This is a genomic window from Aeromonas sp. R1-1 (genome assembly GCF_040908495.1).
In the GTDB taxonomy this organism is placed as follows: Bacteria; Pseudomonadota; Gammaproteobacteria; order Enterobacterales; family Aeromonadaceae; genus Aeromonas; species Aeromonas veronii.
The window spans coordinates 58,628-78,623 of record NZ_JBFODV010000103.1 but is presented as its reverse complement, the minus strand read 5'-3'; the positions used below and the strand labels follow the sequence as shown (position 1 = coordinate 78,623).

Below are 19,996 nucleotides of genomic sequence, written 5' to 3'. Positions count from 1 at the left end.
GATGACGCGACCTTCTACCCAAGCCATAGGGATCTCCTCCAGTGGAACAGACCTTCACTCTACCCCCGGGCCGGAAAATAAAAAACCCGCGCAAAAGCGCGGGTTTTCTCTGCAAAAGCGAATCGCTATTACAGGGCAACAACCTGGATCTGTACGGTTGCTTTAACGTCAGCGTGCAGCTGAACAGCAACTTCGTAGTCACCGGTGTTACGCAGAACGTTGCCCATGCGGACTTCGCTCTTGGCAACGGCTACGCCAGCAGCAGTGATGGCTTCAGCCACGTCACGGGTACCGATGGAACCGAACAGCTTGCCTTCGTCGCCAGACTTGGAAGCGATAACCACGGTAGCCAGTTCGGCCAGCTTGGCAGCACGCTCTTCAGCAGCAGCTTTGTTGGCAGCCAGTTTGGCTTCCAGCTCAGCGCGACGAGCACCGAAAGCTTCGATGTTGGCCTTGGTGGCCATAACAGCTTTGCCTTGCGGGATCAGGTAGTTACGGGCATAACCAGATTTCACGGAAACTTGGTCACCCAGACCGCCCAGTTTGGCGATTTTGTCGAGCAGGATAACTTGCATTACCTTTCCTCTATAAATTTCGTTGAGTTAGGCTTAAGTGCCGGGCCGATTCTTACTTGTTGTGCAGATCGGTGTACGGCAGCAGAGCCAGGTAACGAGCACGCTTGATGGCGCGTGCCAGCTGACGCTGATACTTGGCGCGGGTACCGGTGATACGGCTCGGTACGATCTTGCCAGATTCAGTGATGTAGTTTTTCAGAGTAACGATATCTTTGTAGTCGATCTCGGTAACGTTCTCGGCGGTGAAGCGGCAGAACTTACGACGACGGAAATAACGTGCCATGGCCTTTATCCTCTAGTCAGTGATCCAGAATTACTCTTCGGAAGCAGCTTCAGTAGCTTCTTCGCGGCGCTCGTCGTCACGACGGGTGAAGCGCTCTTCTTTGGCCTTGGCCATCGGAGAAACTTCAGTCACGGCGTGCTTGGTGCGCATGATCATGTTGCGGATAACGGCATCGTTGAAGCGGAAGTTGGTTTCCAGCTCATCGATAACGGCTTGCTCTGCTTCTACGTTCATCAGAACGTAGTGGGCTTTGTGCAGTTTGTCGATCGGGTAAGCCAGCTGACGACGGCCCCAATCTTCCAGGCGATGAATGGTACCACCGGAGGTGGTGATGGCGCCGGTGTAACGCTCGATCATGCCGGGAACTTGCTCGCTCTGGTCCGGATGAACCATGAAGACGATTTCGTAATGACGCATTTTAGCTCCTTACGGATTAATTCAGCCTCCGCCCAGGTGCAGCCAGACCTCGGAGGCAAGGAACATAAAGGTGTTTAGTCGCTGCTTTTCTAGGGCGGCGTATTGTACGAAATCACATCCCTCACTGCAACTGACTGCCTTAAATGTTTTTCCCGATGGAAATCATCAGAAACAACAATTGATAACAATTATCATTTAGATCTATTCTCTCTCCATATCCTTATGGAGGGTGATGCCATGCAACCCGCACTGACGACTACGATTCCAGCCCGCAAATTCAAACTGACCCTGCTCGGGCCTGCCTTTATCGCCGCCATCGGCTATATCGACCCGGGCAACTTCGCCACCAATATTCAGGCGGGCTCTACCTTTGGCTACCAACTGCTCTGGGTAGTGGTATGGGCCAACCTGATGGCCATGCTGGTGCAGACCCTCTCGGCCAAACTTGGTATCGTCACCGGCAAGAATCTGGCGGAGCACATCCGCGACCGACTGCCAAAACCGGCGGTCTGGGCCTACTGGGTGCAGGCAGAGATCATCGCCATGGCCACCGATCTAGCTGAATTTATCGGCGCCGCCGTCGGCTTCAAGCTGCTGCTTGGCGTGACCTTGCTTGAAGGAGCCTGTATCACCGCCGTAGTGACCTGGGGGATCCTGATGCTGCAATCCCGTGGTCAGAAACCGCTAGAGTTCGTGGTCGGTGGCCTGCTGCTGTTTGTCGCAGCGGCCTACATCGTCGAGCTGATCTTCTCCCGCCCCCATCTGCCCGGCCTGCTGGAGGGCGCCCTCTTCCCCGGTTTGCCCAACAGCGATGCCGTCTATCTGGCCGCCGGTGTGCTCGGTGCTACCGTGATGCCCCACGTTATCTACCTGCACTCGGCACTGACCCAGCACACGCAGGATCAGGGTTCAGTCAGCCAGCGGCTGCACACCACCCGGGTCGATGTGGCGATTGCCATGACTATCGCCGGCTTCGTCAATCTGGCGATGATGGCGATGGCGGCCGCTGCGTTCCACAGCTCGGGCCACCAGCAGGTGGCGGAGCTGGAATCCGCCTATCAGACCCTCACTCCGCTGCTGGGTCAGGCTGCCGCCACCCTGTTTGGCCTCTCGCTGGTCGCCTCCGGCATCAGCTCTACCGTGGTAGGCACGTTGGCCGGGCAAGTGGTGATGCAGGGGTTTGTCCGCTTTACCATCCCGCTCTGGCTGCGTCGCGCCATCACCATGGCTCCCGCCTTCGTGGTGATCGCCATGGGGCTCAACACCACCGAAATTCTGGTGTTGAGTCAGGTGATCCTGAGCTTTGGCATCGCGCTGGCCCTGATCCCGCTGTTGATGCTGACCGGCGATCGGGCGCTGATGGGACAACATCGTAACCACCCCGTCACCCAGGCGGTAGGACGCCTTATCGTTGCGCTGGTGATCGGGCTCAACGCCTATCTGCTGGTCGCCATGATCTAGCGAACCGTCAAACCGAGAAGAGGGGCTCATTAACTCTGGTTAATGAGCCCTTTAGTACTTTGGCGTATGCTGCCGCTTTCTTTTCTCATTTATCGTTGCGGGAGCCTTGCCATGGAACATACCCGAGCCAGCTTCGTACTGGGCCATCATCAGGAGCAGGCCAGCGTGGTCTGCTGCCAGCGCGGTGACACCACGCTGCTGGTCACCAACCTCACCCCCTTTCATCCCCAGAGCCACCTCTGGCCCGATCAGCCGGGGGATGTGGGACATGCTCGCTGGGAAGGGGGCGAAGCCGCCATTGGCCCCTGCCGGATGGGAGCTATCAGCCCGGATGGCGAGCTGTTTGTCGATACTGCGATTCCGGTAAAACGGGGGGCTGAAGGGTGGCGTTTCGTGGTGGTGCATCCGCTGACCGGAGACCACGCGCTAGCCGTTGGCAGCCAGGTCGAATTACAAGTAGATAGCGCTGCCCGCCACGCCCTGAGTCTGGGCCATAGCGGCTGCCATCTGGCGGCGCTCGCTCTCAATCGGGCTCTCATCCCCTACTGGCGCAAGGAGGTAAGCGAGCGTGATGCACTGGGCCAGCCCGACTTCGATCGTCTTGCTATTCAAAGCTCGCGGGTCGATCCTTGCGGTTCGCGGGAGCAGTACCGCATCGGCAAGAGCCTGCGCAAGAAGGGGGTCAACAGCGAGGCACTGCTGGCAGATCTGGCGCTGATTGAAGAGAAGGTAAACCAGCAGCTGGCCGACTGGATTGCAGCCGGGAGCGAAATCCGCCGCAGCCGCGCAGGAGAGGCGATCATCGATTCGCGCTACTGGCACTGCACGCTGGAAGGCCAGGAGGTCACCATTCCCTGTGGCGGCACCCATGTTGCCTCGCTCGCCGAGTTGGGGGAGGCCAAGGTACAGCTCACTCAAGTGGAAGAGGGCTTTGCCATGCTGACCCGGGTCACGCCAACCGACGCCTGAGTCACAGACTTGACCACTCAGGGCTAACGCCCAAGTTGGCAATAGAGACGTATCGCAAAGAGGGCACATCATCATGCCCCTCAACGCCCGTCATGACGGGCCGATGCTTCTCTTTTAACCACTCCCTGATTAGAATGCGCCTCCCACAGGAGGCACATCACCCATGAGTAGTACCCAACTACGCACCACCCCGGATCGACTTCGTTATCTGGTTCTCTACGAAGGCATCGGGCTGGCACTGGTCGCACCGCTGATCAGCCAGCTGTTCGGTCAGGGCGTCGCAGAGGTCGGTTCGCTGGCCATCTTCTTCTCCATCGTCGCCACCGCCTGGACCTATGGCTGGAACCTGTTGTTCGACAAGGGGTTGCTCAAACTTTGCGGGCGTACCAACAAGCGACCACTGGACCGCTTCCTGCACGCGTTTGGCTATGAGGCGAGCTTTATGATGCTCTCCCTCCCCTGCGTCATGTTCTGGCTCGATTTGGGGGTGTGGGACGCCCTGATGCTGGATCTCGGCTTCGTCGCCTTCTACCTCGTCTACATCATGGTCTTTACCTGGGCCTATGAGCGGATCTGGCCGCTGCCATCCAACCCGCAAACGGCATAAGGCCTCAGCCGCAACGAGGCTGACAGAAGGAACAGTCAGGAAGGACTAATAGGAAGGATGGGAGAATCCCATAAAAACAATGCCAGTCAGCAAGCTGACTGGCATTGGACAAAACAGACTTTCGGACTTACTTGACGGCGTCTTTCAGAGCCTTGCCAGCCACGAATGAAGGCACGTTGGCAGCAGCAATCTGGATCTCTTTACCAGTTTGCGGGTTACGACCGGTGCGGCCTGCGCGGTGGGTGACCTTGAAGGTGCCAAAACCGACCAGTTGCACAGCATCGCCTTCTTTCAAGCTCTGGGTAATACCATTGATGATCTCTTCCAGAGCCACTTTGGCCTGAGCTTTGCTCAGATCTGCTTTGGCGGCAATCGCATCGACAAGTTGAGCTTTGTTCATAACATTTCCTTTATGATCTGGCATTTAGCGCTGGGTCACTCTATGCAAAAAAAAACGCACAGGCAAAGCCTTTATCGAGCCGAACGCGTCAAACGCTGGGGTTTTCATCAAGATCTGCGGAAATAGTCACATTCCACACGCGAAAAACCGTGAGCAGGCCTGAAACCTGCTAGCACGCAGACACAATCCACTGACTATTTCTTCGCCACTTAACATTATCCCCCCATGGCTATTGACGCTTGCCCAGATTTTCCCTAGTTATAGGTTGTGTCACTGCTCAAACGGCTCGGAATACCGAACAATCGGCCAGCCTTTGCCCCACGGAGGGATAGGGATTATGTTGACGAAACTGGAACAGACCAAGCAGGCGCTGGCAGGCAAGCATAAGGCTATCGACGACTGGCTGGATGCAAGGCAAGCGCTGCTGGTCGGATACATGCAGCTGGCAGGCCTCACTCCGGCGCGGACCAAGCAACGCAGCCTGCCCAAAACAGAAGAGCTGCATCAGTTTTGCGACTGCCTGGTCGACTATGTCAGCGCGGGCCATTTCGAGATCTACCACCACGTCGTCACCGCCTTCGAGCAAGCCAGCGGCGAAACACTGGAGCTGGCCAAGCGCATCTATCCCCATATTCGTAACAGCACTGAATTCGCCCTCGAGTTCAACGACAAATACAGTGATGCCGACGAGGCCCAATTGCTGCTACTGGATGATGATCTCAACGAGTTGGGCCCGGTTCTGGAAGAGCGGTTCAAACAGGAAGACCGCCTGGTCAAGGCGCTTCATGTGGTGGAATCCTTGAGTACCCAGCAAGCCTGAATGCCATTTTCGGAGCAAGTTCAAGATACTGGCAACCAAGGTGGATTACACTCAGAGCAATGACCCTAGCGTCCACACTTATTGCATACAGGAGATGAGCATGTCTGAGCGCCGCCGTTTTGCACGGATCCTCTACTTGACCATGGCAGAACTCACCCAGGGGGAACAGAAGTGGCAGACCCAGCTTGTCGACGTCTCCTTGCAGGGGGCACTGCTGATCCGCCCCGACGACTGGGAGAGCCGTGACAACAAGGAGTACCAGCTCAGCTTTATCCTGAGCGGTAGTGATATCGAAATCAAGATGCAGGTCGAGCTGACCCACGAAGCCAGCAAGAAGCTGGGTTTCTACTGCCACCACATCGATATCGACAGCGCCACCCACCTCAAGCGGATGATCGAGCTCAACGTCGGTGACGAAGAGCTACTCCACCGCGAGCTGGAACAACTGCTGAGCGAACATCTGGAACATAGCCAGCCCTGATGGCAGGTTCCAGCCCATAAAAAAGAGCGCCGAGGCGCTCTTTTTCCGTTGTGCTGTTGTATCGATTGCAATGCTGAGGGATTACAGCGCCTCGAGTGCCTCAGACAGCTTCTTGACCGGCACCACTTCCATCCCTTCGATGGGATGCTTGGGGGCATTGGCGTGCGGCACAATGGCACGACGAAAACCGTGTTTGGCCGCCTCCTGCAACCGCTCCTGGCCGGACGGCACAGGGCGAATTTCACCGGAAAGGCCCACTTCGCCGAACACCACCAGATCCTTGGGCAGCGCCTGATCCCGGAAGCTGGAGACCATCGCCAGCAGCAGCGCCAGATCGGCGCTGGTCTCCTCGACCTTGACCCCGCCGACCACGTTGATGAAGACATCCTGATCCGCCATCTGCAGCCCGCCGTGACGGTGCAGCACCGCCAGCAACATGGCGAGCCGGTTGTGATCCATCCCCACCGCCACCCGGCGCGGGTTGGAGAGCTGGGAGTAGTCCACCAGCGCCTGCAACTCCACCAGCAGCGGTCGGGTGCCCTCCCAGATCACCATGACGATGGAACCGGGCGCCTGCTCCTGCCCCCGGCTGAGGAAGATGGCGGAGGGGTTGCTCACCTCGCGCATCCCCTGCTCGGTCATGGCAAAGACCCCCAGCTCGTTGACCGCACCGAAGCGGTTCTTGTGAGAGCGCAGGGTACGAAAACGGGAGTCATGACCGCCATCGAGCAGCACAGAGCAGTCGATGCAATGCTCAAGCACCTTGGGGCCCGCAAGACTGCCATCCTTGGTCACATGGCCCACCATGAAGATGGCCACATGATTCTGCTTGGCGTAGCGGGTCAGCAGCGCCGCCGCTTCGCGCACCTGCGAGACAGAACCGGGGGACGATTGCACATCCGCCACATGCATCACCTGAATGGAGTCAATCACCATGATCTGCGGCTGCTCCTGCTGGGCAATCAGGCAGATCTGCTCGACGCTGGTCTCGGAAAGCATCCGCAGCTTGTCGGTGGGTAGCCCAAGGCGGTTGGCCCGCATCGCGACTTGCTGGAGCGACTCCTCACCAGTGACATAGAGGGTTTTCATCCGCTCTGCGAGACCACACATGGTCTGTAGCAGCAGGGTGGACTTGCCCGCCCCCGGGTTGCCGCCGATCAGAATGGCCGAGCCGGGCACCACACCGCCACCAAGTACCCGATCCAGCTCCTTGAAACCTGAGGTAAAACGGGGAATTTCGGTGGTGGCGATCTCTGCCAGTGTCTGTACCTGACTGCCGACCGCGCCAGCATAACCGGTGTAACGGGCACTCTTGCCAGCGGGGCTCACCGAGCCGAGACGCACCTCGGTGATGGTATTCCACTCCTTGCACTCGCTGCATTGACCTTGCCAGCGTGTGAAGTCGGCACCACATTCGGAACAAACATAAGCAGTTTTATTTTTGGCCATTGATAACTCGGGGACAGGATGAATTCCTGCTTGATATACTTGTTTGCGACCGACAGATCAAACCCAGAATCGGAAAAGTGACTTTCCGTGGCAGGAACAAATGGATTCAGAACACCAGCAACATCTGATTGAACAACTCGTCCCCTTGCTGCGGGAGAAAGATTTCGAGGAGATCTTCAACCGCATGACCCAAGAGGAAAACAGCAACAGCCGTTTTCTGATCAAGATGGAGCTCAAGCGCAAGTGCTCCCCCTGCCGCAGGGTCATCGACATGCGCGATGAGCTGGAGGATGAGTGCCTGGTGCATGAGTTTGACGGCATCACTCACTTCATGCCCGCCGATGCGATAGCCCTGTTCCAGTCCCAGTGCTATCTCTACCGCGATATCTATACCCTCGGCGTCTACGAGGCGCTGCAACAGTGGCAAAAACAGCACCACAACGCCCGCGTGGATGGTCAGCTGTCGCCGCCGGCCAGCCCCTTCCGGCAATATGATGTCAACACCATCGCCTTTGCCAGCTACTACGGCCGCCGCCAGGAGCGGATGCACTTCAGCTCGCCGGTGCTGATCAAGTTTCAGGACGGAGAGAAGCTGTTCGCCAAGAGTTCAGATCTCTCGCTGGGTGGCATGCGGGTCTCGGTTCCCTATCTGCCGAGCTATCACACCGGCGCCCAGGTGGAGGTCTTCTTTACCGGACTGGAGCGGGACACCCCCAATCCGGTGCTGCACCAGCCGGTCGGCTATCAGATCCTCGGCGAAGAGAGCAAAGAGGGGAAATACTGGCTGCGGCTGGTGCGCTCCGGCGAACAGCCCGCCTTCGATACCTTCCTCAGCGACTTTATCGATGCCAACAAGATCCGCTATCGGGTCAGCGTCGACTATCTGCTCTCCGCCGCCATCATCAAGGGGTATGAGCAGTTCTATCTGCCGCGGATGACCGGCATGCCGCTCTTCTTCGGCACCGGCGACAGCCCCAATCTCGAGATAGCCCTGCGTACGGAAAACAACCAGCACCTGCTGGAGTATTGGCGCGATGAGAAAAACCGCGATGCCCTCGCGGGGCTTTTCAGCGCAGAGCGGATGAAACGGCTCTGCCCGGCCCCCGGCACCACCACCGAGACCATCATCTACTGCTTTACCCACACGGTGCGCAGCCACATCTACTTCTTCTCCGCCACCACCGAGGAGCTGCGCCAGAGTGGCCTCACCGCCCTCTTCTTCCAGGTGGGATCACGCCGCCCCAGCTGGCGTGTCTACAAGTTCACGCTGGAGGCATGCGATCTGGTCGAGGCGGATGTGGGACAACTGCAGGGGCAGGACAACCCGCAGTTGCAAGATATCCTGCTGCTCGAGCGGCTCAAGCAGATCGGCTATTGCGGCCTGTTGCAGGAGATCGGCCTGGAGTCCCAGCGGGAAGAGTTCCATCAGGAAGGGGTCAGCAACAACGCCAACGAGCTGCAACGCTTTGGTCACGAGCAGGGGGTTGCCCCGTTCGAGATCGAGACCCTGCACTATGTTCAGCTGCGCAAGGAGTCGCGCTACATCCACAAGACGGCGGTCGCCATCCATCACAACGGCAAATCCTGGATCGGCTGGACTCGCGACATCTCGACTCACGGCCTGCAAATCGAGCTGGAAGATGCCTTTATCGGCGAGAAGAACGATGTGGTGACCATCGCCCTGCCCCGCTTGCAGGAGCTCTCCAAGAGCATGGATTTGCAGCGCCTCTCCTACCGGCTGGTCAGTCTCAATATGACCCGCACCGTGCTGCACCTCTGCATCGAAGGGGATTCGGATCGCCATACCGGCCGCCAGTTCTTCAGCCTGCTGATCGAGAGCAACCAGAACAAGCTCAAGGCGGCGCAGGAGCAGCGCCGCTATCGCGGGCTGGCACGGGCCCTGCGCAACATCTATACCCACCACCTGTTCAACTCGCCGGTCTACGTCAACAAGCTGAAGGGCGCCCCCAAACCGGCCTCCATCGGCAAGTCGCTGCAACCGCGCAGTCTGCAGCGCCTGCTGCAAGCCTGTGCCGAGCTGCCGGAGCAGGAGAACCTCTATCCGCTGTTTCAGGGGGAGCTGCTCAAGGAGCTGCTGATGAACCCGCTGCGCGCCATCGAGCGGGAGGACAAACCGAGAGAAGACGAGGTCTATATCGCCAGCATCCAGACCAAGGCCGGCCTGCCCATCTTCAGCAGCCGGCTGGCCAGCAGCTTTGCCAACCTCAAAGAGAAGCGTCAGTTCATCGAGCTGGCGCACCAACAGGGGGAGTTCTACTCGGTGCTGGTCGGCATCTCCCGTACCGGACGGCCCGACACCAACTTCATCGCCAACGAGCTGGACTACATCGCCAAGTTCGCCATCCACAAGGCGCGCAAGCTGGAAGAAGAGCTGTGGAGCGTGGTGGGGGTGGGCGAACTGACCGATACCACCCAGGCCACCCTGTTCCGCTTTGGCATCACGCCGCCGCTGAACTGAAGATCCCGGAACATACAGAAATGAAACAGGGCGCTCAATGCGCCCTGTTTTTTTGTCATGCTGCCTGCGGGTTGAGCAGCCAGTCGAGGATCTGGGGGAAGTGATCCTCCTGCGCCTGCGGGGCGGTCAGCATATTGATGTGGTCATAATCGAGGCGGTTGCCGTTGTCCCGCCCCAATCGGGTGTGACGAGTTGCCGAACCCATCTCGTCGCTGAAACGGCGCACATCGGTCGGGTGACCCAGCACCTTGTCCGCTTTGGCCGAAATCATCCAGAGCGGTGGCCAGTTGACCCGTGCCGCCGCCTCGTCATAGGCAAAACCGTCGTGAGGATCCTGCCAGGGGCCGCACTTGACCCAGGGGATGGTCTCCTGCAGATAGCGCAGCGGCTCGTCGTCAGCACCGATCTTCAGAGTACGAGCCGCCAGAAAACCACGACGGCGGGCCAGCCAGGGGGCCAGCCGATTCCAGATCAGGTCCACCTTCAGCCAGCGCTCGGGATTGTGCACCGACACGCCGCGCTTGGTGCCAAAAAACAGCAGACTGGCCACCTGCTCCGCCAGCTCGGGGAAGCGCACCAGGGTCGAGGCCATGATGACACCGCCCCAGGAGTGGGCCACCCAGTGCACCTTGAAGCCATGATGACGCTCGGCGATCCAGCGGTGCAGGGCGGGCAGATCCTCGGTGATCAGCTCATGCTGACCGTGCTCTGCCTGCTCGGCGATGGCTGGAGTGCTGAGCCCCCGCCCCCGCAAATCAGCCACATAGACCTGATAGCCGTGACGGGCCAGAAAGCAGGCCAGCCCCTTGCCCGATTCGGTATAGAAGATCCGCCCGTTCTCGATGGCGCCATGCACCATCAGGATCGGCTCGCCATGCACGGCGACCCGGGGTTTGATGTGGCGAACATGCAATTGATGGCCACCACAGGGGATAAACAGAGACTGCTGCAACAATTCCATTTTTATTGGTTTCCTCCTTGAAACACTGTCAGCGCTTGTCCCAGCGTTGCTCGCTGCAGGCCCGCGCCGCCAGCAGGCAGATCACCCCCTCCAGATCGTGATGATTGAGGGTGGCCGCCGCCTGCGCCCGCACCAGTGGTTTGGCGTGAATGGCAATGCCAAGGCCAGCGACCCCCATCATCTTGAGATCGTTGGCACCATCGCCGATGGCCACGGTCTGGTCGGCAGCAATGCCGTACTCCTGAGCAAGATGCTGCAACACCTCGGCCTTGACGCTGGCATCAACGATGCGCCCGCTCACCTTGCCGGTCAGCTGATCCCCTTCCACCGCCAGCTCGTTGGCGAAGATAACATCGAGCCCCAGCTCCCGCTGCAACTGGCCAGCAAAACGGGTAAAACCGCCGGAAGCGATGGCAACACGCCACCCCGCCTGTTTGAGGGTATCGACCATCAGCTGCAAACCCGGCATCCAGGGCATCCATGCCGCCACCTCGTCGAGAATGGTGACCGGCGCGCCTGCCAGCAGGGCCACCCGATTGCGCAGGCTGTCGGAAAACTCCAGCTTGCCCTGCATGGCTGCGGCCGTCACTGCCGCCACCTGCTCGCCAACCCCGGCAAGCCGGGCAATCTCGTCGATGCACTCGATGCGGATCGCGGTGGAGTCCATATCCATCACCAGCAGGCCGGGCTCGTTCAGGGTCGGTAGCGCGGGCAGATGGCAGAGATCGATCTCCCACTCACCGCTCTTGAGCTCGGCCACCAGCTCGGCAGAAAAGCGATCGCAGCCAAGCAGCAGCTGTGGTACGCCCGCTACCTCGGTGGGAGGATAGAGGGTGGCCGCCAGCCCCTGCGATGCCAACAATGGAGACAGACGCGCCAGATGGGAGGCGCCCAGCCCCTTGCCAAACAGCACCAACCAGCCGCCAGCCTGCGGGGTATCTGTCGGTTGCAACGCATCTGCGTGGAGCTGCCAACAGGGTGAGCCGGACAACAACGCGGGCCAATCGGATAACAGAGGGGGGAGCCGGGACAACAACATAAGGGATACGCCTTCCTTGGTGATCAGGGGGTTAACAATGCTGGCCCAGAGTAGCGTATTGCTTTTTGTACAGGCAAGCGCCAAGATCCCGCCACTCCTTGTTACCATGAGGTCTCGCGCTTGCAGCGTCATCTTCCCATCAAACGTGTTCTCAGCCTGGGTGCCGGTATCCTGCTCGGATGCTGGGTGCTCGGTGTGCTTATCCATATGCAAGGTGAAAGCCAGGCCTCGCTGCACAGCGAAGCGCGCAACCGGGCGCAGGCGCTGGTCGCCTATGCCGCCCGCGACATGAAGCGCTGGATCAAGGAGGAGAAGAGCAGCGAGCTGGAGCGGCTGGCGCGGGATCTGGCGGCGGAGCCGGAGATCCTCGATGCCACCCTCTACGACGGACGCGGCATTCCCCTCGCCCAGTCTGAGCAGGCGGTGCCGCTGGAGAGCCTGCTGCCCATCGGCAGCGATAACAAGTCACTGCCGGAGCAGGGCAAGGGGCGGATCCAGTTCGTGCAGGAGATCCGGGATGGCGAGCAGACCATCGGCTTCCTGCGCATCACCCTGGAAGAGCAACAGATGCTGGCAGACAAGGACACCCGGCTCAAGGTGGTGCAGGAGAAACAGCGCCTGATGCTGCTGGTCGCCCTGCTGGCCGGGGTGCTCATCTCCTACGGCGTGCGCCGCAACTACATGCGGGTGCGCAAGCACAAGAAAAAGAGTACGCCCCCCGCGCCACCTCCGGAAAACTGATGGCACGACCAGAGAGCGGATACAAAAACGGCGGCCAGAAGGCCGCCGTTTCTTATTCGCAAGGGAATTACTTGTCGCCCAGCAGGACGGAATCCAGTGCGATTTCGATCATGTCGTTGAAGGTCAGCTGACGCTCTTCAGAGGTGGTCTGCTCACCGGTACGGATATGGTCGGAGACGGTGCAGATGGTCAGTGCCTTGGCACCGTACTCTGCGGCCACGCCGTAGATACCGGCGGCTTCCATCTCGACACCCAGGATGCCGTATTTTTCCATGACGTCGAACATGGAGGGGTCCGGAGTGTAGAACAGGTCGGCGGAGAAGATGTTACCGACGCGCACGGCAACGCCCTTGTTCTTGGCGGCCTGTACAGCATTGGCAACCAGGTCGAAGTCGGCGATGGCAGCGAAGTCGTGATCTTTGAAGCGCAGACGGTTTACTTTGGAATCGGTGCAGGCCCCCATACCGATCACCACGTCACGCAGTTTCACGTCTTCACGCACAGCGCCACAGGAGCCCACGCGGATCAGAGTCTTCACACCATAATCGGTGATCAGCTCTTTTGCGTAGATGGAGCAGGACGGGATACCCATGCCGTGGCCCATTACGGAGATACGACGGCCCTTGTAGGTACCGGTGAAGCCGAACATGTTGCGCACGTCGCAGATCTGCTCGACGTTCTCCAGGAAAGTTTCAGCGATGTACTTGGCGCGCAGGGGGTCGCCCGGCATCAGCACGGTATCAGCAAAGGCGCCATCTTTCGCATTGATATGAGGAGTTGCCATTCTCTTGATTCCTTCACACAGGTTGAGTTTTATTGTTTTATAAATTGCCCGCCGCCGAAGTGGCGGGCGGGTAAATTACAGGAAGCTGGTACCGTATGCCAGTTTCGGCAGACCGTGGTAAGCCGCGATGCTCTGGCCGATATCGGCAAAGGTCTCGCGACGACCAACGGAGCCGGCCTTGACCGGCTTGCCGAAGAACAGCACCGGAATGTATTCGCGGGTGTGGTCGGTACCACCCCAGGTCGGGTCGCAGCCGTGGTCGGCAGTCAGCACCACCACGTCGCCATCTTGCAGCAGCTCAAACAGCTCCGGCAGGCGGGAATCGAAATACTCCAGCGCACCGGCATAACCGGCAACATCACGGCGGTGGCCGTAGGAGGAATCGAAGTCGACGAAGTTGGTGAAGACGATGGTATTGTCACCGGCCGCTTTCACCTCTTCCAGCGTGCGATCCCACAGCTCGGTCAGACCGGTCCCTTTCACCTGCTTGGTGATGCCCTGCTGGGCATAGATGTCGGCAATCTTGCCGATGGAGACCACCTGACCGCCCGCTTCCTTCATGTAATCCAGCACGGTCGGCGCCGGCGGCAGCACTGAGTAGTCGTGACGGTTGCCGGTACGCTTGAAGTTGCCCTTGCCAGTACCTACGAACGGACGCGCAATCACGCGGCCGATGTTGTAAGGCTCCAGCAGCTCGCGCACGATGTGGCACAGCTCATAGAGCTTCTCGAGGCCATAGGTCTCTTCGTGGCAGGCAATCTGGAACACGGAGTCGGCAGAGGTGTAGAGGATCGGCTTGCCGGTCTTCATGTGCTCTTCGCCCAGATCGTCCAGCACCTGGGTACCGGAAGCGTGGCAGTTGCCCAGATAGCCAGGCAGACCAGCCTTCTCGACGATGGCGTCCAGCAGCTCCTGCGGGAAGCTGTTGTGGTGATCCTTGAAGTAGCCCCACTCGAACAGCACAGGCACACCGGCGATCTCCCAGTGACCGGACGGGGTGTCCTTGCCGGAGGAAAGCTCCTGAGCAAAGCCATAGGCACCGACCACTTCGATATCTTTCTTCAGCCCTTCCGGGAAGTAGCCGGAGGCCTGCTCGCAGGCGTGGCCCAGACCCAGCTTGTTGAGGTTGGGCAGATTGAGGGCACCGCGGCCTTCAATTTCACCTGCCGCACACGCCTTGGCGATATGGCCAAGGGTGTTGGCGCCCACATCTCCGAACTTGTCGGCGTCGGCAGCAGCGCCAATACCGAAAGAGTCCATCATCAGAATAAAGGTACGTTTCATGGGTCTTCCCCTTGTTACAAATCAGCCAGGGTGATACGGCGGTACACTTCAGGCAGTGCCTCCGGCCGCTCGCCACCAATCCGGACAGCCGCCTGCACCATGCTGGCAGCCTGAGCATATTGCTCTTCAGTCTGAGCGTGGATCATCGCGATCGGCTTGTCAGCATCAACGCTTTGACCCAGGCGGATAAAGTCGGTCAGACCGACCGCATAATCAAGTTTGTCACCGGCAGCGCGGCGACCACCGCCCATCGCCACCACGGCCAGCCCCAGCTCGCGGGTATCCATAGCGGTCACGAAGCCGCTGTTGGCCGCAAAGACCGGGCGCACGATGGCGGCTTTGGGCAGGTAAGCGTCGTAACGCTCCATAAAATCGGCCGGGCCACCGAGACCTGTCACCATGCGACCGAAGATCTCGGCCGCCTTGCCATTATCCAGCACCGCCTGCAGCTTGGTGCGGGCATCGCGCTCGTCGCTGGCAAGACCGGCGGAGATCAGCATCTCGGCGCACAGCGCCATGGTCACTTCGTGGATCCGCGGGTTGCGGTATTCACCGGTCAGGTAGCGCACCGCTTCACGCACTTCCACCGCGTTACCGGCGCTGGAGGCCAGCACCTGGTTCATATCGGTCAAGAGCGCAGAGGTGCGGCAACCGGCACCGTTGGCCACGGCCACAATGCTCTTGGCCAGCTCTTCGGAGGCTTCGAAGGTTGGCATAAAGGCGCCGGAGCCCACTTTCACATCCATCACCAGCGCTTCGAGCCCGGAGGCGAGCTTCTTGGAGAGGATGGAGCCGGTGATCATGGCGACAGATTCGACGGTGGCGGTGATGTCCCGTACGGCATAGATACGCTTGTCAGCCGGGGCGAGATCGCCGGTCTGGCCGATGATGGCGACCCCCGCCTCTTTCACCACTTTCAGGAAACGGTCGTTGTCGACCGAGGTCTGGTAGCCGGGAATGGCGTCCAGCTTGTCGAGGGTACCGCCGGTGTGACCCAAGCCACGGCCGGAGATCATCGGCACGAAACCGCCGCAGGCAGCGACCATCGGGCCAAGCATCAGGGAGACAACGTCACCCACCCCGCCGGTGGAGTGCTTGTCGACAATCGGGCCACCCAGATTGAGGTGATCCCAGGTCAATACCATGCCGGAGTCGCGCATGGCGCAGGTCAGGGCAACCCGCTCATCCATGGTCATGTCTTTGAAGTAGACCGCCATCGCCAGCGCGGCAATCTGCCCCTCACCGATGGTGTTGTTGGTAATGCCCTGAACGAAGAATTGAATTTCTTGGGTACTGAGCGCTTCACCGTTGCGCTTCTTGCGAATAATTTCTTGAGGCAAAAACATCTTTCATTCCCTCCGCCATTGCTGGCGTTACACAAGCCTGAATCCTTGCCCGCACACCGCATGGTGGGGGCTAACAGGGCGGACTGCTGTCCGCCCTCTCATCAACCTATTAGTAACCGCTGGTGTTGGCCGGCTTGTCGCCATGCCCCAGAGTGGCCAGCAGACTGGCCAGCAGGCTGGATGCACCAAAGCGGAAGGTACGGGCGGATACCCAGTCGTTGCCGAGGATCTCTTCGGCCATGGCCAGGTACTGACCGGCAACGGCTGCGTCTTTCACGCCACCCGCTGGCTTGAAGCCGACTTTCGGATTCTTGGCCTTGATTACTTCCATCATGATCCGCGCCGCTTCTGGGGTCGCATTGACCGGCACCTTGCCGGTGGAGGTCTTGATGAAGTCGGCACCGGCATCGATACAGATCTCGGAAGCGCGACGGATCAGCGCCTCTTCTTTAAGTTCACCAGTTTCGATGATCACTTTCAGCAGCACGTTGGCACCACAGGCCTCTTTACAGGCTTTGACCAGATCAAAACCGATCTGTTCATTACCGACCATGAAGGCGCGGTACGGGAACACCACGTCCACTTCGTCGGCACCGTAGGCGACTGCGGCACGGGTTTCGGCCACGGCGATCTCGATGTCGTCGTTGCCGTGCGGGAAGTTGGTCACGGTCGCAATGCGTACGTCGGCAGCGCCGATCTCACGCAGGGTCTTGCGAGCGATAGGGATAAAACGGGGGTAGATGCAGACGGCGGCGGTCAGGCCAGCCGGTGACTTGGCCTTATGGCACAGGTCGATCACCTTCTGATCGGTGTCGTCGTCGTTCAGGGTGGTCAGGTCCATCAGGTTCAGGGCGCGCTGAGCGGCCACTTTCAGATCAGTCATTCTGTTCTCCAAAGTCTCGATTTAATCCAGATAACCGGGCACCACCATACCATCCAGCAATGGATGCACAGGCAGTAATCCCCAGCTATACGGGAATGGAATTACAGTGCAAAGGCACCGGCACTATCGGGATGCTATTCAAAACACCCTGCAGGCACTGCGACTGTAAATAAGGCAAGAGCCCTGTCACTTTCTTACAAAAGTGCGGACTTGGTTCCATGAAGACTTGAGAAAGGCCGACAACATCTGACCCGACTTCCCAATCAATTCCATTTGACCGCCAACACCCGATTTCATCGAGTATTAGTCATTGCCAGCACCCTGCTGGCAACGCCTATTTCAGCCGAGATACCCCCTGTTTGCAAGCCGGATTTGCCAATTTCAGAGGTACCTCACATCTGGCAAATCCAGGTCTAAAAAAGCCTTACGAAAAGAAACGAGTCAGGATCCAGGAGTAGGCCAATCCCCCCAGATAGACCCCGACGATCCCCATTACCCCGGACAAAACGGGAGGCGCCGGGATCGGCAATTTGAGGAAAGAAAACAACAAACCAACTATAAAGCCGGCCACCATCGCCAGTAGCACTTCATTCATATAACCTCCGATTTGACTCATTTTATTATTAGTTTAGATAGGAAAACGGTTGTCACCGCTCCATACGCGAACGCCACGGCAGATGCCGTGGCGTTCGTGTTTATACCCTGTCAGTCAGGCGGCGATTACATGCCGGACAGTGCCAGGAAGAAGCCTGCGATAGTGGCAGACATCAGGTTGGACAGAGAGCCAGCCAATACGGCTTTCAGACCAAAGCGTGCAATGGTACCGCGGCGGTTCGGCGCCATGGACCCCAGACCACCCAGCAGGATGGCAACAGAGGAGAGGTTGGCAAAACCACACAGCGCGAAGGAGATGATCGCCTTGGTGTGGTCGGACATGGCCACACCGTTGATCAGCACTTCGTCTTTCAGGTACGGAGCGAAGTTCAGGTAAGCCACGAACTCGTTCACTACCAGCTTCTGACCGATGAAGGAACCAGCAACCACTGCTTCATTCCAGGGCACACCGATCAGGAAGGCCAGCGGGGAGAAGATCCAGCCCAGCAGCAGTTCCAGAGAGAGTTGCGGATAACCGAACCAGCCACCCACACCGGAGAAGATGCCGTTGATCATGGCGATCAGACCGATGAAGGCCAGCAGCATGGCGCCGACGTTCAGGGCCAGTTGCATACCGGCAGAAGCGCCAGCAGCAGCAGCGTCAATGACGTTGGCAGGCTTGTCATCCAGCTCGGCATCGGCAGAGCTTTCGTCGTAGTTCGGGGTCTCGGTCTCGGGAACCAGCAGCTTGGCAAACAGCAGACCACCCGGTGCAGCCATGAAGGAGGCAGCAATCAGGTACTCCATCTTCACGCCCATGGAGGCGTAACCGGCCAGTACGGAACCGGCAACGGAGGCCAGACCACCACACATGACGGCGAACAGCTCGGAGTCAGTCATCTTGGCGATGTAGGGACGAACTACCAGCGGCGCTTCGGTCTGACCGACGAAGATGTTGGCGGTTGCAGAGAGGGATTCGGTGCGGGAAGTACCCAGTACTTTCTGCAGGCCGCCGCCCAGCAACTTGATGACCATCTGCATGATGCCCAAGTAGTAGAGCACTGCAATCAGGGAAGAGAAGAAGATGATGACCGGCAGAACACGGAAGGCAAAGACAAAGCCGCCGCCACCGAACACTTCAAACATCTTGTTGCTGACCAGACCGCCAAACAGGAAGTCGATCCCGTTCTGGCCGTAGCTGATCACGCTGGATACCGCGTCGGACACGCCGACCAGGATATCGCGACCAACCGGAACATAGAGAACAAACGCCCCCAGACCGGCTTGAATTGCGAACGCACCGACAACGGTACGGACGTTGATTGCCTTGCGATTGCTGGAGAACAGCACCGCGATAAGGACGAGCGTCGCCATCCCTACCAGACCCATGAACAAATTCATTATTATCTTCCTCTAGTAGCACCTAGCTTGTTAGCGAGTTGTTATTAAACCCAACTAATCAAGGGGAGCGCATTATACTAATTAAAGTCCGATAAAATAGAATGCTGGTCACATTTTATCGTTATCAAAATGTCCAAGTGTCACAAAATTAGACAGCAAACGATTTTTACGCTCATTTTTTTTCCTGACAACTAAATCAGGTGTTGCGAATTTGTTTCATGGCTATTGGTCGTGATGGAAAATATGCCGGGCAGTTTCAAATAACACCTTGGCAACATCTGCCGATGGTTCATCCCGCAATGTCATCAATATTTCCGCTATTTTCGGCAACGCTTCCGGGGTATTCCGGGTGCCTTGTGCGCCTTGCAACGGCATATCTGGCGAATCGGTTTCCAGCACCAGAGCCTCGAGCGGCATAGCCCGAAATACCTCTCGCGTCTTGTTCGCCCGCTCAAAACTGATTACCCCGCCCACCCCAAGTCGAAAGCCCAGTTGCCAGAAAGCCTCCGCCTGCTGCAACGAACCGCTGAAAGCATGGATCACCCCACCACGAGGCGGCTTGAAGCGGCGCAACAGCTTGGCCACAGTGTCATTGGCGCGCACCGAGTGGATCATAAGGGGAAGCCCGACATCGGCAGCCAGCCGGATCTGAGCCTCAAACAGCGCCACCTGCCCCTCCTGCGGCACGTGTGAACGGAGGTCCAGCCCGCACTCGCCTATGGCCACCAGCCCGGCAGGTTGGCTCATCACCAGCGTTCGCAACCGCTCCATCACCCCCTCCCGCTGTTCACCGGCATACCAGGGATGAATGCCCAGACCATAAAAGAGGCCGTCATGCTGCTCTGCCAGACCCATCACACGAGTCCAGTTATCCTCTGCGATGGCAGGAATGATATACTCCGTCACCCCCAATGCCCGACAACGGGCCAGCAGCGCCTCCCTGTCCTGGTCGAACACCGGAAAGTCGAGATGGCAATGGGTATCTATCAGCTGCATATCACTCACACCTGTTTGCGGTATTT

The 19,996-nt window shown here is 58.6% G+C and carries 21 protein-coding genes; 7 read left to right on the top strand and 14 right to left on the bottom strand.

All coding sequences use genetic code 11. From position 1 onward, the window contains the following. Positions 1-128: 128 nt before the first annotated feature. Genes rplI through rpsF form a run of 3 tightly spaced genes read right to left on the bottom strand, consistent with a single transcriptional unit; the run spans position 129 to position 1,275 of the window. Entirely contained in the window at positions 129-575 is a 447-nt protein-coding gene (rplI, locus tag AB5Y92_RS06335; RefSeq protein ID WP_005340490.1) for a 50S ribosomal protein L9, read from the bottom strand. A gap of 52 nt (positions 576-627) precedes the next feature. Next, positions 628-858, bottom strand: coding sequence for a 30S ribosomal protein S18 (rpsR, locus tag AB5Y92_RS06330; RefSeq protein ID WP_005308890.1), 231 nt, complete (start codon positions 856-858; stop codon positions 628-630). 30 nt (positions 859-888) lie between these two features. After that, positions 889-1,275, bottom strand: coding sequence for a 30S ribosomal protein S6 (rpsF, locus tag AB5Y92_RS06325; RefSeq protein WP_005308887.1), 387 nt, complete (start codon positions 1,273-1,275; stop codon positions 889-891). A 237-nt stretch (positions 1,276-1,512) separates the two neighbouring features. On the opposite strand from rpsF, the gene AB5Y92_RS06320 reads away from it, so the two are divergent. The 3 genes from AB5Y92_RS06320 to AB5Y92_RS06310 all read left to right on the top strand — a co-directional run bounded on the left by AB5Y92_RS06320 (position 1,513) and on the right by AB5Y92_RS06310 (position 4,312). Then, a complete protein-coding gene (locus tag AB5Y92_RS06320; RefSeq protein ID WP_368225988.1) occupies positions 1,513-2,736 on the top strand; it encodes an Nramp family divalent metal transporter in 1,224 nt (407 codons plus the stop codon). Between the two features lie 111 nt (positions 2,737-2,847). After that, the gene (locus AB5Y92_RS06315; protein WP_368225985.1) at positions 2,848-3,705 is read left to right on the top strand and encodes a hypothetical protein; all 858 of its coding nucleotides are present in this window, start codon (positions 2,848-2,850) and stop codon (positions 3,703-3,705) included. A 163-nt stretch (positions 3,706-3,868) separates the two neighbouring features. Beyond that, on the top strand, positions 3,869-4,312 hold the full coding sequence (locus tag AB5Y92_RS06310) for a PACE efflux transporter (RefSeq protein WP_005358045.1): 444 nt from the start codon (positions 3,869-3,871) through the stop codon (positions 4,310-4,312). A gap of 127 nt (positions 4,313-4,439) precedes the next feature. On the opposite strand, the gene hupA is transcribed toward AB5Y92_RS06310, so the two are convergent. Continuing rightward, on the bottom strand, positions 4,440-4,712 hold the full coding sequence (gene hupA, locus AB5Y92_RS06305) for a nucleoid-associated protein HU-alpha (protein WP_005340484.1): 273 nt from the start codon (positions 4,710-4,712) through the stop codon (positions 4,440-4,442). A gap of 337 nt (positions 4,713-5,049) precedes the next feature. Between hupA and rsd the strand changes: the two genes are divergently transcribed. Together rsd and AB5Y92_RS06295 are read left to right on the top strand one after the other, a co-directional pair. After that, positions 5,050-5,532 carry a sigma D regulator gene (rsd, locus tag AB5Y92_RS06300; protein WP_368225984.1) on the top strand — a complete coding sequence of 161 codons (483 nt, stop codon included), beginning with the start codon at positions 5,050-5,052 and terminating at the stop codon, positions 5,530-5,532. Between the two features lie 100 nt (positions 5,533-5,632). Next, positions 5,633-6,013, top strand: a complete 381-nt coding sequence (locus tag AB5Y92_RS06295; RefSeq protein WP_005340482.1) for a PilZ domain-containing protein — start codon at positions 5,633-5,635, stop codon at positions 6,011-6,013. Positions 6,014-6,094: 81 nt separating this feature from the next. On the opposite strand, the gene radA is transcribed toward AB5Y92_RS06295, so the two are convergent. Further along, on the bottom strand, positions 6,095-7,462 hold the full coding sequence (gene radA, locus AB5Y92_RS06290; protein ID WP_005340481.1) for a DNA repair protein RadA: 1,368 nt from the start codon (positions 7,460-7,462) through the stop codon (positions 6,095-6,097). Positions 7,463-7,562: 100 nt separating this feature from the next. On the opposite strand from radA, the gene AB5Y92_RS06285 reads away from it, so the two are divergent. After that, positions 7,563-9,941 (top strand): PilZ domain-containing protein, encoded by a 2,379-nt coding sequence (locus tag AB5Y92_RS06285; protein ID WP_346197264.1) that lies wholly within the window; start codon positions 7,563-7,565, stop codon positions 9,939-9,941. A 55-nt stretch (positions 9,942-9,996) separates the two neighbouring features. Here AB5Y92_RS06285 and AB5Y92_RS06280 read toward each other — a convergent pair whose 3' ends face one another. Both AB5Y92_RS06280 and serB read right to left on the bottom strand, forming a co-directional pair. Further along, positions 9,997-10,902, bottom strand: a complete 906-nt coding sequence (locus tag AB5Y92_RS06280; RefSeq protein WP_005348969.1) for an alpha/beta fold hydrolase — start codon at positions 10,900-10,902, stop codon at positions 9,997-9,999. 28 nt (positions 10,903-10,930) lie between these two features. Then, on the bottom strand, positions 10,931-11,941 hold the full coding sequence (gene serB, locus AB5Y92_RS06275; RefSeq protein ID WP_368225980.1) for a phosphoserine phosphatase SerB: 1,011 nt from the start codon (positions 11,939-11,941) through the stop codon (positions 10,931-10,933). Between the two features lie 120 nt (positions 11,942-12,061). Here serB and AB5Y92_RS06270 point away from each other — a divergent pair, with 120 nt between their 5' ends. Beyond that, complete coding sequence (locus AB5Y92_RS06270) at positions 12,062-12,682, top strand: YtjB family periplasmic protein (RefSeq protein ID WP_005348965.1); 621 nt, start codon at positions 12,062-12,064, stop codon at positions 12,680-12,682. A gap of 67 nt (positions 12,683-12,749) precedes the next feature. Here the strand turns inward: AB5Y92_RS06270 and deoD are convergent, their stop codons facing one another. The 7 genes from deoD to AB5Y92_RS06235 form a co-directional block, all read right to left on the bottom strand. Continuing rightward, complete coding sequence (deoD, locus tag AB5Y92_RS06265; RefSeq protein WP_005340471.1) at positions 12,750-13,466, bottom strand: purine-nucleoside phosphorylase; 717 nt, start codon at positions 13,464-13,466, stop codon at positions 12,750-12,752. A 75-nt stretch (positions 13,467-13,541) separates the two neighbouring features. Then, entirely contained in the window at positions 13,542-14,750 is a 1,209-nt protein-coding gene (locus AB5Y92_RS06260) for a phosphopentomutase (RefSeq protein WP_005348962.1), read from the bottom strand. A gap of 14 nt (positions 14,751-14,764) precedes the next feature. After that, positions 14,765-16,096: a thymidine phosphorylase gene (gene deoA, locus AB5Y92_RS06255; RefSeq protein WP_042030712.1), complete on the bottom strand. Its 1,332-nt coding sequence runs from the start codon at positions 16,094-16,096 to the stop codon at positions 14,765-14,767. 109 nt (positions 16,097-16,205) lie between these two features. Beyond that, complete coding sequence (gene deoC / locus AB5Y92_RS06250) at positions 16,206-16,979, bottom strand: deoxyribose-phosphate aldolase (protein WP_040067479.1); 774 nt, start codon at positions 16,977-16,979, stop codon at positions 16,206-16,208. A 424-nt stretch (positions 16,980-17,403) separates the two neighbouring features. Continuing rightward, the gene (locus AB5Y92_RS06245) at positions 17,404-17,574 is read right to left on the bottom strand and encodes a XapX domain-containing protein (RefSeq protein WP_005340467.1); all 171 of its coding nucleotides are present in this window, start codon (positions 17,572-17,574) and stop codon (positions 17,404-17,406) included. Positions 17,575-17,699: 125 nt separating this feature from the next. Then, entirely contained in the window at positions 17,700-18,974 is a 1,275-nt protein-coding gene (locus AB5Y92_RS06240; protein ID WP_005340466.1) for a NupC/NupG family nucleoside CNT transporter, read from the bottom strand. Between the two features lie 222 nt (positions 18,975-19,196). Beyond that, complete coding sequence (locus AB5Y92_RS06235; RefSeq protein WP_368225975.1) at positions 19,197-19,970, bottom strand: TatD family hydrolase; 774 nt, start codon at positions 19,968-19,970, stop codon at positions 19,197-19,199. Between the last annotated feature and the right edge of the window lie 26 nt (positions 19,971-19,996).